General features: G+C 53.9%; 15 protein-coding genes and 1 other annotated feature. Of the genes, 10 read left to right on the forward strand and 5 right to left on the reverse strand.

Features of this window, described 5'->3' with window-relative positions; genetic code table 11:
* Nucleotides 1-38: 38 nt before the first annotated feature.
* Together G0034_RS15100 and G0034_RS15105 are read right to left on the reverse strand one after the other, a co-directional pair.
* On the reverse strand, nt 39-968 hold the full coding sequence (locus tag G0034_RS15100; protein ID WP_023330855.1) for a LysR substrate-binding domain-containing protein: 930 nt from the start codon (nt 966-968) through the stop codon (nt 39-41).
* Nucleotides 969-1,009: 41 nt separating this feature from the next.
* Nucleotides 1,010-1,834, reverse strand: coding sequence for an SDR family oxidoreductase (locus tag G0034_RS15105; RefSeq protein WP_023330856.1), 825 nt, complete (start codon nt 1,832-1,834; stop codon nt 1,010-1,012).
* A gap of 175 nt (nt 1,835-2,009) precedes the next feature.
* Here G0034_RS15105 and hisL point away from each other — a divergent pair, with 175 nt between their 5' ends.
* The 9 genes from hisL to hisIE all read left to right on the forward strand — a co-directional run bounded on the left by hisL (nt 2,010) and on the right by hisIE (nt 9,226).
* On the forward strand, nt 2,010-2,060 hold the full coding sequence (gene hisL, locus G0034_RS15110) for a his operon leader peptide (RefSeq protein WP_001364200.1): 51 nt from the start codon (nt 2,010-2,012) through the stop codon (nt 2,058-2,060).
* Nucleotides 2,036-2,159: a sequence feature (His leader region), on the forward strand. It overlaps the preceding gene by 25 nt.
* Before the next feature lie 45 nt (nt 2,160-2,204).
* Nucleotides 2,205-3,104: an ATP phosphoribosyltransferase gene (hisG, locus tag G0034_RS15115; protein ID WP_023330857.1), complete on the forward strand. Its 900-nt coding sequence runs from the start codon at nt 2,205-2,207 to the stop codon at nt 3,102-3,104.
* Between the two features lie 5 nt (nt 3,105-3,109).
* A complete protein-coding gene (gene hisD / locus G0034_RS15120) occupies nt 3,110-4,414 on the forward strand; it encodes a histidinol dehydrogenase (RefSeq protein ID WP_179121052.1) in 1,305 nt (434 codons plus the stop codon).
* The gene (gene hisC / locus G0034_RS15125) at nt 4,411-5,472 is read left to right on the forward strand and encodes a histidinol-phosphate transaminase (RefSeq protein WP_179121053.1); all 1,062 of its coding nucleotides are present in this window, start codon (nt 4,411-4,413) and stop codon (nt 5,470-5,472) included. Before hisD ends, hisC begins: the two co-directional genes overlap by 4 nt.
* Nucleotides 5,469-6,536, forward strand: coding sequence for a bifunctional histidinol-phosphatase/imidazoleglycerol-phosphate dehydratase HisB (gene hisB / locus G0034_RS15130; protein ID WP_014884469.1), 1,068 nt, complete (start codon nt 5,469-5,471; stop codon nt 6,534-6,536). The genes hisC and hisB overlap by 4 nt, the downstream gene beginning before the upstream one ends.
* A complete protein-coding gene (gene hisH, locus G0034_RS15135) occupies nt 6,536-7,126 on the forward strand; it encodes an imidazole glycerol phosphate synthase subunit HisH (RefSeq protein WP_014884470.1) in 591 nt (196 codons plus the stop codon). The genes hisB and hisH overlap by 1 nt, the downstream gene beginning before the upstream one ends.
* Nucleotides 7,126-7,863, forward strand: a complete 738-nt coding sequence (hisA, locus tag G0034_RS15140; RefSeq protein WP_179121054.1) for a 1-(5-phosphoribosyl)-5-[(5-phosphoribosylamino)methylideneamino]imidazole-4-carboxamide isomerase — start codon at nt 7,126-7,128, stop codon at nt 7,861-7,863. Before hisH ends, hisA begins: the two co-directional genes overlap by 1 nt.
* On the forward strand, nt 7,845-8,621 hold the full coding sequence (gene hisF / locus G0034_RS15145) for an imidazole glycerol phosphate synthase subunit HisF (RefSeq protein ID WP_179121055.1): 777 nt from the start codon (nt 7,845-7,847) through the stop codon (nt 8,619-8,621). The genes hisA and hisF overlap by 19 nt, the downstream gene beginning before the upstream one ends.
* Complete coding sequence (gene hisIE, locus G0034_RS15150; protein WP_179121056.1) at nt 8,615-9,226, forward strand: bifunctional phosphoribosyl-AMP cyclohydrolase/phosphoribosyl-ATP diphosphatase HisIE; 612 nt, start codon at nt 8,615-8,617, stop codon at nt 9,224-9,226. The genes hisF and hisIE overlap by 7 nt, the downstream gene beginning before the upstream one ends.
* 43 nt (nt 9,227-9,269) lie before the next feature.
* Here hisIE and wzzB read toward each other — a convergent pair whose 3' ends face one another.
* Complete coding sequence (gene wzzB / locus G0034_RS15155; RefSeq protein ID WP_023337515.1) at nt 9,270-10,250, reverse strand: LPS O-antigen chain length determinant protein WzzB; 981 nt, start codon at nt 10,248-10,250, stop codon at nt 9,270-9,272.
* A 193-nt stretch (nt 10,251-10,443) separates the two neighbouring features.
* Between wzzB and G0034_RS15160 the strand changes: the two genes are divergently transcribed.
* A complete protein-coding gene (locus tag G0034_RS15160) occupies nt 10,444-11,448 on the forward strand; it encodes an NAD-dependent epimerase (RefSeq protein ID WP_179121057.1) in 1,005 nt (334 codons plus the stop codon).
* A gap of 51 nt (nt 11,449-11,499) precedes the next feature.
* Here G0034_RS15160 and ugd read toward each other — a convergent pair whose 3' ends face one another.
* Entirely contained in the window at nt 11,500-12,666 is a 1,167-nt protein-coding gene (ugd, locus tag G0034_RS15165; RefSeq protein ID WP_014884475.1) for a UDP-glucose 6-dehydrogenase, read from the reverse strand.
* A 254-nt stretch (nt 12,667-12,920) separates the two neighbouring features.
* A complete protein-coding gene (gnd, locus tag G0034_RS15170; RefSeq protein WP_014884476.1) occupies nt 12,921-14,327 on the reverse strand; it encodes an NADP-dependent phosphogluconate dehydrogenase in 1,407 nt (468 codons plus the stop codon).
* Nucleotides 14,328-14,365: the final 38 nt, after the last annotated feature.

Raw genomic sequence — 14,365 nt, forward strand, 5'->3', positions numbered from 1 at the left:
GGCAATACTTTGCAACGCACCGGGCCGTTTTCTTTCTGCTAACTGGCTGATTTCTGGACGCCGGGCTGAGAGTAAATTGCAGCGATAGCACTATTTGCTAAAATTTCATCCCGCCACCAGGCGCTCGCAAGCCCGGCGGTTTGTTCATTCCAGCCCATCCATACCGATTCGTTACTGCTTTGAGCAAGTACCTGTTTTTCAACAAGCGCACCGCTATCAATAAACCGCTGCGCCAGATAGCGCGGTAAGTAGCCGCAGCCGAGTCCACTAATTTGCAGTTCCAGCTTAGTTTTAAAATCAAAAACCGTGATGGCTTCCTGCTCATCAAGCAGTTGCGAGGAAACCGAACATTCCGGGCGAGCGCTATCCCCCACCACGATGGCGCGATAGCCTTTAATCACGCGACGGTTAAGGGGCTCTGGCTCCTGAGCCAGCGGATGATGAGGCGCCACGGCGAACACCTGCTCCAGCACGCCAAGTCGGGCAAAGCCAAATTCACTCAGCTGGGGAGGCTCATGCAATGCCCCGACAAAAATATCTGCCCTGCCCTGCGTTAAGGCATCCCAGGAGCCGCCAAGCACACCGTTGATGAAGATAAGCCGGGTGACGCTATGATGTTGATAAAACGCTTCGATCAGCGGGGTCAAAAGAGAGAACGGGAAGGTATCATCCACGCCAATGACCAGCTCGTTCTCCCATCCCTGGTGGAGCTTGACGGCCTGTTTTTCCAGTTCACGAACGGTGTGCAGGACTTCGCGGCCTTTTTCCAGCAGCATCTGTCCGGTACGGGTAAAACGCGCGCGATGTCCGGTGCGATCGAGGATTTGGATATTAAGATCGCTTTCCAGTTTTTGAACGGTGTAACTCAATGCCGAAGGGGTTTTATAGAGCTTTGCTGAAGCAGCCGCAAAGCTCCCCTCTTTTTCCAGTGCATCCAGAATAATAAGAACATCCAGCAGCGGTTTCATGCTCGCCCCCTTCCGGTGTGCGATCGTTTCCGCTGCGGGACTTATTCCATGGGCATCACCAGCGGATCGGGATATTGATACTCAAACCCCAGCTCATGACAAATGCGATTGCCATCAACAATTTTGCCTTTGCTTTCGTCCTTTGCCTCAGCAAAAACCGGCGGAGCCAGGCCAAGCTGACGCGCCATCAGCGGGTAAAACGTGCTGCGCGAAGGATGAGAAGGTGCACATATATTATAGATGTGTCCACCTTTTGGAGCTTTTAAGAGTAGCTCAATCGCGCCAATAACATCCTCAAGATGAACAAGATTGACGACATGCTGCCCGTCCGGCGCCGATTTCCCGGCAAAAAAGCGTCCCGGATGCCGCCCGGGGCCGACCAGCCCCGCCAGACGGACGATATCCACCTGCGTGCCGGGCAAATTATGCAGCCAGTCTTCCAGCTCTTTAAGGACCTTGCCACTCGCGGTCACCGGACGGCGCTCAGTTCCTTCTTTCATTACGCCCGGAGCATCGCCATAGACCGACGTCGAACTGGTAAAAATGATACGCGGAACATGGTGCGCAAGGGCACTGTCGACAATCTCCTGCATCGCCTGCAGATAGAATGATTCACCCGGGCCGCTGCGCCGCGCGGGTAGCGTAATCACTAGCGCATCGACGTTCATCAGCGTGTCCAGATCGTCCGCATCACACACCAGCTCCGGTTCCAGACGCAGTTCGACGCCATCAATACCGCACATGCGTGCCGCTTCGACCCCATCCCTCGTCGTTTTGCTCCCGGTCACCTGCCAGCCTTTCGCGGCTAATGACATCGCCAGCGGCATTCCCAGCCAGCCCAAACCGACAATCGCGACCTTTTTCATGCGAATTCTCCTGACTCTCACTCGTCTTTCATAAGGCTACGCCAGCCTGGCAGAACACACAATTCATAGCATCAATATGAAATGAATTAATGATCAAAAAAAGCCCTTGCAATCTGTCACACAACTGGTTTAGGTTAAAAGACATCAAATGAATAAGCATTCATCGAGAATTTATATGACACGCGTTCAATTTAAACACCACCATCATCACCATCATCCTGACTAGTCTTTCAGGCGATGTGTGCTGGAAGACGTTTGGATCTTCCAGTGGTGCATGAACGCATGATAAAGCCCCCGGAAGATCTTCTTCCGGGGGCTTTTTTTTGGACCAAATTCAGACAGGTTAAAACAGGTTAACGAGGAATAAAGAATGTTAGATAACTCACGCTTACGCATAGCTATTCAAAAATCAGGTCGTTTGAGTGATGATTCACGCGAACTGCTGGCCCGCTGCGGGATTAAAATCAACCTGCACACCCAGCGCCTGATTGCTCTGGCTGAAAACATGCCGATCGACATTCTGCGCGTGCGTGATGACGATATTCCAGGCCTGGTCATGGATGGCGTCGTTGATCTCGGGATTATCGGTGAAAACGTGCTGGAAGAAGAATTGCTGACCCGCCGTGCGCAGGGCGAAGACCCGCGTTACTTCACCCTGCGTCGTCTGGATTTTGGCGGCTGCCGCCTGTCGCTGGCAACGCCGGTTGATGAACCCTGGGACGGTCCGGCCGCGCTGAATGGCAAACGTATCGCCACCTCCTACCCTCACCTGTTAAAGCGTTATCTGGATCAGAAAGGCGTGCAGTTTAAATCCTGCCTGCTGAACGGCTCGGTTGAAGTGGCACCGCGTGCGGGTCTGGCGGACGCTATCTGTGACCTCGTCTCTACCGGCGCGACGCTGGAAGCGAACGGCCTGCGCGAGGTCGAAGTGATTTACCGCTCCAAAGCGTGTCTGATCCAGCGTGATGGCGATATGGCCGATGCCAAGCAGCAGCTCATCGACAAACTGCTGACCCGTATTCAGGGCGTGATTCAGGCACGTGAATCCAAATACATCATGATGCATGCGCCGACCGAGCGTCTGGATGAAGTGATTGCCCTGCTGCCGGGCGCAGAACGTCCAACCATTCTGCCGCTGGCGGGCGATCAGCAGCGCGTGGCAATGCACATGGTCAGTAGCGAAACCCTCTTCTGGGAAACCATGGAAAAACTGAAGGCGCTGGGCGCAAGCTCCATTCTGGTGCTGCCAATTGAGAAGATGATGGAGTAACGGCCATGCGTTTTAACACAATCATCAACTGGAATACCTGTAGCGACGCACAGCAGCGCGAGCTGCTGATGCGCCCGGCGATTTCCGCCTCCGAAAGCATCTCCCGCACCGTGGCGGAGATCCTTGATAGCGTCAAAACGCGTGGCGATGACGCGCTGCGTGAATACAGTGCAAAGTTTGATAAAACCGAAGTTGACGCGCTACAGGTCACCGGGCAGGAAATCGCGGAGGCGGAAAGCCGCCTCGGTGACGACATCAAACAGGCGATGGCCGTCGCGGTGAAAAACATTGAGACCTTTCACGTCGCGCAGAAACTGCCGACCGTGGACGTGGAAACCCTGCCCGGCGTGCGTTGTCAGCAGGTGACTCGCCCGGTGGCGTCAGTCGGGCTTTATATCCCTGGCGGTTCAGCGCCGCTGTTTTCAACCGTATTAATGCTCGCAACCCCGGCGCGTATCGCCGGATGCCAGAAAGTGGTGCTGTGCTCTCCGCCACCGATTGCCGATGAGATCCTTTATGCGGCAAAGCTGTGCGGCGTACAGGCAGTCTATAAAGTGGGCGGTGCCCAGGCCATTTCGGCCCTGGCGTTCGGGACTGAGTCAATTCCGAAGGTCGACAAAATCTTTGGACCGGGCAACGCGTATGTAACCGAAGCAAAGCGCCAGGTCAGCCAGCGTCTGGACGGTGCGGCAATTGATATGCCAGCCGGCCCTTCTGAGGTACTGGTGATTGCCGACAGCGGCGCAACGCCGGATTTCGTGGCGTCTGACCTGCTTTCACAGGCAGAACACGGCCCGGACTCCCAGGTCATTTTGCTGACACCGGACGCCGATATGGCTAAACGTGTGGGTGAGGCCGTTGAGCGTCAGCTTGCCGACCTGCCCCGTGCCGACACGGCACGCCAGGCATTATCCGCCAGCCGCCTGATTGTGGCGCGTGACCTGGAGCAGTGCATTGCTATTTCCAACCAGTACGGCCCGGAGCATCTGATTATTCAGACCCGCAACGCCCGCGATCTGGTCGACAGCATTACCAGCGCTGGCTCGGTGTTCCTCGGCGACTGGTCACCGGAATCCGCGGGCGACTACGCTTCTGGTACCAACCACGTTCTGCCGACGTATGGCTATACCTCAACCTGTTCCAGCCTGGGCCTGGCGGATTTCCAGAAACGGATGACCGTGCAGGAACTTTCCCGAGAAGGGTTTGCCTCGCTGGCTTCAACTATTGAGACGCTGGCCGCCGCCGAACGTCTGACTGCCCATAAAAATGCCGTTACGCTGCGCGTTGCTGCGCTGAAGGAGCAAGCATGAACATTGAAGAATTAGCCCGCGAAAATGTCCGTCGCCTGACGCCTTATCAGTCCGCGCGCCGCCTGGGTGGCAAAGGCGATGTCTGGCTGAACGCCAACGAATTCCCGACGGCGGTGCAGTTTGAGCTGTCGCAGCAAACGTTGAACCGTTATCCGGAGTGTCAGCCGAAAGCGGTAATCGAAAACTACGCCCAGTACGCAGGCGTGAAGCCGGAGCAGGTGCTGGTCAGCCGTGGGGCAGACGAAGGCATTGAACTGCTGATCCGCGCGTTCTGCGAGCCGGGAAAAGACGCAGTAATGTACTGCCAGCCGACCTACGGCATGTACAGCGTCAGCGCCGAAACCTTCGGCGTGGCGTGCCGCAACGTGCAGGCGCTGGAGAACTGGCAGCTCGATCTGCAGGGGATTGCCGACAATCTTGACGGCGTAAAAGTCGTGTTTGTCTGCAGCCCGAACAATCCAACCGGGCAGATTATCACGCCACAGGATATTCGTACCCTGCTGGAAATGACGCGCGGTAAAGCGCTGGTGGTCGCGGACGAAGCCTATATTGAGTTCTGCCCACAGGCGACGCTGACAGGCTGGCTTGAGGAGTATCCGCATCTTGTTGTGCTGCGCACACTGTCGAAGGCTTTCGCCCTCGCGGGCTTGCGCTGCGGATTCACCCTGGCGAATAAAGCGGTCATCGACCTGCTTTTGAAAGTCATCGCCCCGTATCCACTCTCCACGCCGGTTGCGGATATTGCGGCACAGGCGTTGACGCCTCAGGGCATTAATGCGATGCGCGAACGCGTGGCACAGATCCTGGAAGAACGCCAGTACCTGGTCACCGCCCTGAAAGATATTGCGTGTGTGGCGCAGGTGTTTGACTCGGAAACCAATTACATCCTGGTGCGTTTTACCGCCTCGAGTGCCGTATTTAAATCTTTGTGGGATCAGGGCATTATCTTACGAGACCAGAATAAACAACCTTCCCTGAGCGGCTGCCTGCGCATTACCGTAGGCACCCGCGCAGAGAGCCAGCGCGTGATTGACGCCCTGAAAGCGGAGAAAGTATGACCCAGAAGATCCTTTTCATCGATCGTGACGGCACCCTTATTTCGGAGCCACCAGCCGATTTTCAGGTCGATCGTTTCGACAAACTGGCTTTTGAACCGGACGTGATACCGGTGCTGCTTACGCTGCAAAAAGCCGGTTATAAGCTGGTGATGATCACCAACCAGGACGGTCTGGGTACCGACAGCTTCCCGCAGGCAGACTTTGACGGCCCCCATAATTTAATGATGCAGGTGTTGACCTCTCAGGGCGTAGTGTTCGATGAGGTACTGATTTGCCCGCACATGCCAGCCGATGAGTGCGACTGCCGTAAGCCAAAAGTGAAGCTGGTTGAGCGCTATCTGGCTGAGGATATGCTGGATAAAACCAACAGCTATGTCATCGGGGATCGCATCACTGATATTACGCTGGCGGAAAATATGGGCATTGCGGGGCTTCGCTACGACCGCAACAATCTTAGCTGGGCAAAGATTGGCGAACAGCTGACAAAACGTGACCGCTACTCGCACGTTGAACGCAACACCAAAGAGACACAGATTGATGTGAAGGTCTGGCTGGACCGTGAAGGCGGCAGCAAGATCCACACCGGTGTCGGTTTCTTTGACCATATGCTGGACCAGATTGCCACCCACGGCGGTTTCCGCATGGAAATCTCGGTGAAGGGTGACCTTTACATTGACGATCACCACACCGTAGAAGATACCGGTCTGGCGCTGGGTGAAGCCCTGAAGCTGGCGCTCGGCGACAAACGCGGCATCAACCGTTTTGGTTTTGTTCTGCCGATGGACGAATGTCTGGCGCGCTGCGCGATGGACATCTCCGGTCGTCCGCACCTGGAATACAAAGCCGACTTCACCTATCAGCGCGTGGGCGATCTCAGCACCGAAATGGTGGAGCATTTCTTCCGTTCCTTGTCCTACACCATGGGCCTGACGTTGCATCTGAAAACGAAAGGCAAAAACGATCACCACCGCGTGGAAAGTCTGTTTAAAGCCTTTGGCCGTACGCTGCGTCAGGCGATCCGCGTGGAAGGTGACGCCCTTCCCTCGTCGAAAGGAGTGCTGTGATGAACGTGGTGATTCTGGATACCGGATGCGCCAACCTGAACTCCGTCAAATCGGCCATTGCGCGCCACGGCTACGAGCCGGTGGTGAGCCGTGATCCGGACGTGGTATTGCGCGCCGACAAGCTTTTCCTGCCCGGCGTAGGCACCGCCCAGGCGGCGATGGATCAGATCCACGAGCGCGAGCTGGTCGATTTGATCAAAGCCTGTACCCAACCGGTACTGGGGATTTGCTTAGGCATGCAGCTTCTGGGTCGCCGCAGCGAAGAGAGCAACGGCGTTGACCTGCTGGGTATTATTGACGAAGACGTACCGAAAATGACCGACCACGGCCTGCCGCTACCGCATATGGGGTGGAACCGCGTTTACGCGAAAGCAGGTGACCGTCTGTTTCGCGGCATCGAAGACGGTGCGTATTTTTACTTCGTGCACAGCTACGCCATGCCGGTGAACGCCCATACCATCGCCCAGTGCAACTACGGCGAGGCATTTACTGCCGCGGTGCAGAAAGACAATTTCTTCGGCGTGCAGTTTCACCCGGAACGTTCGGGCGCCGCGGGCGCGCAGTTGCTGAAAAACTTCCTGGAGATGTGATGATCATTCCCGCTTTAGATTTAATTGACGGCACGGTTGTCCGTCTGCATCAGGGCGATTACTGCCAGCAGCGTGACTACGGGAACGACCCGCTGCCGCGTCTGCAGGATTATGCGGCTCAGGGCGCGCAGGTATTGCATCTGGTGGATTTGACGGGCGCGAAAGATCCGGCGAAACGCCAGATCCCGCTGCTGAAAAACCTGGTTGCTGGCGTTAATGTGCCCGTACAGGTCGGCGGCGGCGTGCGTACGGAAGAGGACGTTGCGGCACTGCTGGATGCAGGCGTGGCGCGCGTGGTGGTAGGCTCAACCGCGGTCAACGATCCTGAGACCGTGAAAGGCTGGTTCCGCCGCTTCGGCGCCGATGCGCTGGTGCTGGCACTGGACGTTCGCATTGACGAACAAGGTAATAAGCAGGTGGCGATCAGCGGCTGGCAGGAAAACTCCGGGGTAACGCTGGAAGAACTGGTCGAGATGTATCTGCCCGTTGGCCTGAAGCACGTGCTGTGCACCGATATCTCTCGCGACGGTACGCTGGCAGGCTCTAATGTCTCGCTGTATGAAGAGGTTTGTGCACGTTATCCGCAGGTGGCGTTCCAGTCTTCAGGCGGCATCGGCGATATAGACGACGTGGCTGCGCTGCGCGGTACCGGTGTAAAGGGTGTGATTGTAGGCCGTGCCCTGCTGGAAGGTAAATTTACTGTAACGGAGGCGATTCAATGCTGGCAAAACGGATAATCCCTTGTCTTGACGTACGCGACGGTCAGGTTGTGAAAGGCGTGCAGTTCCGCAACCACGAGATTATTGGCGACATCGTTCCGCTGGCAAAACGTTATGCCGATGAAGGCGCAGACGAGCTGGTCTTTTACGATATCACCGCCTCAAGCGATGGTCGCGTGGTCGACAAAAGCTGGGTCGCGCGCGTGGCGGAAGTGATTGATATTCCGTTCTGTGTCGCGGGCGGGATTAAGTCCGCTGACGACGCGGCCAAAATTCTCTCTTTTGGTGCCGACAAGATTTCCATCAACTCCCCTGCCCTGGCCGACCCGGAGCTGATTACCCGTCTGGCCGATCGCTTTGGCGTGCAGTGCATTGTGGTTGGGATCGACACCTGGTATGACGCTGCAACCGGTAAATATCACGTCAACCAGTATACCGGTGATGAGAGCCGGACGCGTATCACCCAATGGGAAACGCTGGACTGGGTGCAGGAAGTGCAGAAGCGCGGCGCGGGTGAGATTGTGCTGAACATGATGAACCAGGACGGCGTGCGTAACGGGTATGACCTCGAGCAGCTGAAAAAAGTCCGCGCGGTCTGCCACGTGCCGCTGATTGCCTCCGGCGGTGCGGGCACCATGGAGCACTTCCTGGAAGCTTTCCGTGATGCGAACGTAGACGGTGCGCTGGCGGCGTCCGTGTTCCACAAACAGATTATTAATATTGGTGAGTTAAAGACGTACCTGGCCGACCAGGGCGTGGAGATCAGGGTATGTTAACAGAGCAACAACAGGCGCAGCTGGACTGGGAAAAAACTAACGGATTACTGCCGGTGGTTGTACAGCATGCCGTCTCAGGCGAAGTGCTGATGCTGGGGTATATGAACCAGGACGCGCTGGCGAAAACGATCGACAGCGGCAAGGTGACGTTTTTCTCACGCACGAAACAGCGTCTGTGGACCAAAGGTGAAACCTCAGGTCATTTCCTGAATGTGGTCAGCATGGCGCCAGACTGCGATAACGACACCCTGCTGGTGCTGGCCAATCCGATCGGGCCGACCTGCCACAAGGGCACCAGCAGCTGCTTCGGTGAGACGAGCCACCAGTGGCTGTTCCTGTATCAACTGGAACAGCTGCTGGCAGAGCGTAAAACGGCGGATCCTGAAAGCTCTTACACTGCGAAGTTGTACGCCAGCGGAACCAAGCGTATTGCGCAAAAGGTAGGGGAAGAAGGCGTTGAGACCGCGCTGGCTGCGACGGTGCATGACCGCGAGGAGCTGACCAATGAGGCATCGGATTTGATGTATCACCTTCTGGTACTGCTGCAGGATCAGGAGCTGGATTTGACGGCGGTGATCGAGAATCTTCGTAAGCGCCACAAATAAAAAAACCGGGGAATTTCCCCGGTTTTTTTATATCCAATGTGGTTCAGGATTTGGGTTTGTAGTTACGCAGTGCATTGCGGCCCAGGACCACACCAGAACCAATAATCCCGCCCAGCAGAACCGCCAGAATTAAGGTGATCGCCTTTTTCGGGCTATCACGACGGACAGGGAGATCCGGCTTCATGACGTAACGATAGACGTGAATCGTGTCTGGATTCACATTCAACTTCTCGATATCCAGTAAGTTTTGTTTCGTCTGATAGTAAGCAGGAGAGAACACTAACGGGCGAGACGCTTCGTTATCAATCATCGATTTCAGCGCTTCACTACCCAGCAGGAACATAGTTTCCTGGGTCACATCCTGAGTTTGCTGGATCTGTGGGGTCGCGATTTTTGCAGCTTCCGCATTTTTAAGCGCCTCAGTGATCTGTTTGATTCGCAGATCTTTCTGCTCCTGAGCAACCTTTTCCTGGTTTTCCAGAGAGTCATTTAGCGTGGTAATTTGCTGCTTGATATTATCTTTGAGGTCGAGAGAAAGTTCTTTCGCTGTTTGCTGATCAACCTGCTGTATGTATTGCGCCAGCTGTTTTTGAGCCGCTTCTGCAGACTCCCCCTGATAGGAGACGCTTAACGGCAGCGGTTGCCCCTTAACGGTGGTGTCGATAGTCAGCTTTTCTGGAATGTCCTGGTTTTCGAGAGCCTGAGCTAAAGCAGAAAACGAGGAATTGAAACGATTAATAGCACGGTTCTGGATATCCAGCATTGAAGGTGCAGCGCTACCGTAAAGGATATTCAGTGCATTGGCGTAAGTGGCGATCTGCGCCGCATCTGGCTGAGCAATAATGGCGGAGGAGGTCCATTTCTCTTTCGCGACTGTAATGTATACGCCCGCTAATACGATAAAAACCGCAATAAATGCCCCAATTACCCACTTTCCGCGCCAAAGTTGCAGCACTAAATCAAGTAAATCAATTTGCTCCGGGTCAGTACTGCGCGTGACCAGGCTATTGTTGTTTTGCGTCATACAATCCCTAACAGATGAAAAAGGGCAAAAAAAAATTATGTTTACGTAGTTTATCTGTTGCTGAGGATTTTTCTATAGGAATTCGATGAGTTATATCGGAAAGATGGGTTATGTATCGGGTGTGCTACGCGCTATCATAGACAAATTCGAATGCCTTATGCATCACAAGAACGAAGCGTTAACGAGGAAAGATATGAAATTTTTGGTAACGGGCGCAGCAGGTTTTATCGGTTCACATGTCAGCAAGCGACTGCTGGACGCAGGCCATCAGGTTGTCGGTATTGATAATCTGAATGACTACTATGACGTCAATCTTAAGCTGGCACGTCTGGACTTGCTCAAATCTGACAATTTCTCTTTCCATAAACTTGATTTAGCCGACCGTGAAGGGATGTCTGCGCTCTTCGCCGATGAGCAGTTTGATCGGGTGATTCATCTGGCCGCGCAGGCAGGTGTGCGCTACTCGCTGGAAAATCCGCACGCCTATGCAGAAGCCAACCTGGTGGGTCATCTCAACGTGCTGGAAGGCTGTCGCCATAATAAGGTTCAACACCTGCTTTACGCCTCATCCAGCTCCGTTTATGGGCTCAACCGTAAGATGCCTTTCTCTACGGACGATTCAGTGGATCACCCTGTTTCGCTGTATGCGGCAACTAAAAAGGCCAATGAGCTGATGTCGCATACCTATTCTCATTTGTACAACCTGCCAACGACCGGCCTGCGCTTCTTTACCGTGTACGGCCCGTGGGGGCGACCGGACATGGCCTTGTTCAAATTTACCAAAGCAATGATCGAAGATAAGCCGATTGATGTTTACAACTACGGTAAGATGAAACGAGACTTCACCTACATCGACGATATCGCCGAAGCCATTATTCGTCTGCAGGATGTCATTCCTCAGGCCGATGCAGACTGGACCGTCGAGACCGGTTCCCCGGCGACCAGCTCCGCGCCTTATCGCGTTTACAACATTGGTAATAGCTCTCCGGTCGAGCTTATGGATTACATCACGGCGCTGGAAGAAGCTCTCGGCAAAGAAGCAGAGAAAAACATGATGCCGATTCAACCGGGTGACGTGCTGGAGACCAGCGCGGATACGAAAGCGTTGTATGACGTTATTGGCTTTAAACCGCAGACGTCGGTCAAAGACGGAGTGAAGAACTTTGTCGACTGGTATCGCGCTTTCTACAAGGTCTGAAAATAAAAAACCCGGCTACATGGCCGGGTTTTTTACGTGCGTTAAGAGTAATCAATCGCTTCCGAACAGATCGCGGGTATAGACTTTATCCGCCACGTCCGCCAGCTCTTCCGCCATGCGGTTAGAGATGATCACGTCCGCTTCCTGCTTGAATGCATCCAGATCGCGAATCACGCGGGAGTGGAAGAACTCATCTTCCTGCATCGCGGGTTCATAAATAATAACCTGCACTCCTTTAGCCTTAATGCGCTTCATGATGCCCTGAATGGAAGAGGCACGGAAGTTATCTGAACCGCTCTTCATGATCAGACGATACACGCCCACAACTTTAGGCTGACGCGCAAGGATAGAGTCAGAGATGAAATCTTTACGCGTGCGGTTGGCATCTACAATGGCTGAAATCAGGTTATTCGGTACAGCCTGATAGTTGGCCAGCAACTGTTTGGTATCTTTTGGCAGGCAGTAGCCCCCGTAACCGAATGACGGGTTGTTATAGTGGTTGCCGATGCGAGGGTCGAGGCACACGCCTTCTATGATCTGACGGGTATTCAGGCCCAAACTCTCTGCGTAGCTGTCCAGCTCGTTGAAGTACGCTACACGCATCGCTAGATAAGTATTGGCGAACAGCTTGATGGCTTCGGCTTCCGTGGAGTCGGTAAACAGAACCGGAATGTCTTTCTTGATTGCGCCTTCCTGGAGCAGCGCGGCAAAACGCTCCGCCCGCTCAGAGCGCTCACCGATCACGATACGCGAGGGGTGCAGGTTATCGTATAGCGCCCTGCCCTCGCGCAGAAACTCTGGCGAGAAGAAGACATTATCAATACCCAACTCTTCTTTAATCGATTTGGTGAAGCCTACCGGAATGGTCGACTTAATGATCATCACTGCTTGAGGGTTGATTGCGATAACGTCTTTGATCACGGCTTCAACAGTAGAGGTGTTGAAGTAGTTGGTTTTGGGATCGTAATCTGTTGGTGTCGCGATGATGACGAAATCTGCACCACGATAGGCATCTTCTTTGTCCGTCGTCGCACGAAAATTCAGAGGTTTGTTGGCAAGATAGTCCTGGATCTCTTTATCGACAATCGGAGACTGCTTCTGATTGAGCATATCTACTTTGGACTGAACGATATCCAGCGCCACCACTTCATGGTTTTGTGCAATCAGGATGCCGTTTGAAAGCCCAACATAGCCCGTTCCGGAGATAGTTATTTTCATTCGTTCAACTTCTTCAAGTTTTGAGTTTCAGGAGGCATAAACACCCCACCGCAATAAACAACTGTTGAGGTTTTTACCTCTTATGTTGAGCGGCTGTCAAGGCGAATGCCTGGCTACAGAAATGAGAAAATGCAGTGGTTTATATGGTGTTAAACGATGCTCGTTGAGCAAAGCAAGTCCACATGGGCGTAAGCGCGATAAAAAAAGCCCGATGAGGTTCATCAGGCTTTGTTATCAGACGGAGTTAAATCAGATTAATCCAGCCATTCGGTATGGAACACACCTTCTTTATCGGTGCGCTTATAAGTGTGCGCGCCGAAGTAGTCACGCTGTGCCTGAATCAGGTTCGCTGGCAGTACGGCAGCACGGTAGCTGTCATAATATGCCACGGCAGCGGAGAAGGTCGGAACCGGAATACCATTCTGTACAGCGTAAGCAACCACATCACGCAGCGCCTGCTGGTATTCGTCGGCAATCTTCTTGAAATACGGTGCCAGCAGCAGGTTCGCGATACCCGCGTTTTCTGCATAGGCATCGGTGATTTTCTGCAGGAATTGCGCACGAATGATGCAGCCCGCACGGAAGATCTTCGCGATTTCGCCGTAGTTCAAATCCCAGTTGTTCTCGTCAGACGCTGCACGCAGCTGTGAGAAGCCCTGCGCGTAGGAAACGATTTTACCCAGGTACAGAGCACGACGAACTTTCTCAACGAATTCCGCTTTGTCACCCGCTGGCTTAGCCTGCGGACCAGAGAGCACTTTAGATGCCGCAACGCGCTGCTCTTTCAGAGAGGAAATGTAACGTGCAAACACAGATTCGGTGATCAGGGACAGAGGTTCGCCCAGATCCAGAGAGCTCTGGCTGGTCCATTTACCGGTACCCTTGTTCGCTGCTTCATCCAGAATCACATCAACCAGGTATTTACCCTCTTCATCTTTTTTAGTGAAGATATCTTTGGTGATGTCGATCAGGTAGCTGTTCAGCTCACCTTTGTTCCACTCGGTGAAGGTTTCAGCCAGCTCTTCGTTAGAAAGGTTCAGACCGCCTTTGAGCAGGGAGTAGGCTTCTGCAATCAGCTGCATATCACCGTATTCGATACCGTTGTGAACCATCTTAACGTAGTGGCCCGCACCGTCCGGACCGATATAGGTCACGCACGGTTCGCCATCTTCGGCAACCGCTGCGATTTTGGTCAGGATAGGTGCAACCAGTTCGTAGGCTTCTTTCTGGCCACCAGGCATGATAGATGGGCCTTTCAGGGCGCCCTCTTCACCACCGGAGACACCGGTACCGATGAAGTTAAAGCCTTCAGCAGACAGTTCACGGTTACGACGGATGGTGTCGTGGAAGAAGGTGTTGCCGCCATCAATGATGATGTCGCCTTTATCCAGATACGGTTTCAGGGAATCGATAGCAGCATCGGTACCCGCGCCCGCTTTCACCATTAACAGGATACGACGAGGCGTTTCCAGAGACTCAACGAACTCTTTAACCGTATAGAAAGGAACCAGTTTCTTGCCTGGGTTTTCGGCAATCACTTCTTCAGTTTTTTCACGGGAGCGGTTGAAAACGGAGACGGTATAACCACGGCTTTCGATGTTGAGCGCCAGGTTGCGCCCCATCACTGCCATACCGACAACGCCGATCTGTTGCTTGGACATTACATACTCCTGTCTTAGGGATAATCACTGCGATGCGA

The sequence above is a fragment of the Enterobacter sp. T2 genome (assembly GCF_010692925.1).
GTDB lineage: Bacteria > Pseudomonadota > Gammaproteobacteria > Enterobacterales > Enterobacteriaceae > Enterobacter > Enterobacter kobei.

Coding starts and splice junctions, on each gene's coding strand:
- G0034_RS15100 (WP_023330855.1), bottom strand. CDS start 968: ATGAAACCGCTGCTGGATGTTCTTATTATTCTGGATGCACTGGAAAAA.
- G0034_RS15105 (WP_023330856.1), bottom strand. CDS start 1,834: ATGAAAAAGGTCGCGATTGTCGGTTTGGGCTGGCTGGGAATGCCGCTG.
- hisG (WP_023330857.1), top strand. CDS start 2,205: ATGTTAGATAACTCACGCTTACGCATAGCTATTCAAAAATCAGGTCGT.
- hisD (WP_179121052.1), top strand. CDS start 3,110: ATGCGTTTTAACACAATCATCAACTGGAATACCTGTAGCGACGCACAG.
- hisC (WP_179121053.1), top strand. CDS start 4,411: ATGAACATTGAAGAATTAGCCCGCGAAAATGTCCGTCGCCTGACGCCT.
- hisB (WP_014884469.1), top strand. CDS start 5,469: ATGACCCAGAAGATCCTTTTCATCGATCGTGACGGCACCCTTATTTCG.
- hisH (WP_014884470.1), top strand. CDS start 6,536: ATGAACGTGGTGATTCTGGATACCGGATGCGCCAACCTGAACTCCGTC.
- hisA (WP_179121054.1), top strand. CDS start 7,126: ATGATCATTCCCGCTTTAGATTTAATTGACGGCACGGTTGTCCGTCTG.
- hisF (WP_179121055.1), top strand. CDS start 7,845: ATGCTGGCAAAACGGATAATCCCTTGTCTTGACGTACGCGACGGTCAG.
- hisIE (WP_179121056.1), top strand. CDS start 8,615: ATGTTAACAGAGCAACAACAGGCGCAGCTGGACTGGGAAAAAACTAAC.
- wzzB (WP_023337515.1), bottom strand. CDS start 10,250: ATGACGCAAAACAACAATAGCCTGGTCACGCGCAGTACTGACCCGGAG.
- G0034_RS15160 (WP_179121057.1), top strand. CDS start 10,444: ATGAAATTTTTGGTAACGGGCGCAGCAGGTTTTATCGGTTCACATGTC.
- ugd (WP_014884475.1), bottom strand. CDS start 12,666: ATGAAAATAACTATCTCCGGAACGGGCTATGTTGGGCTTTCAAACGGC.
- gnd (WP_014884476.1), bottom strand. CDS start 14,327: ATGTCCAAGCAACAGATCGGCGTTGTCGGTATGGCAGTGATGGGGCGC.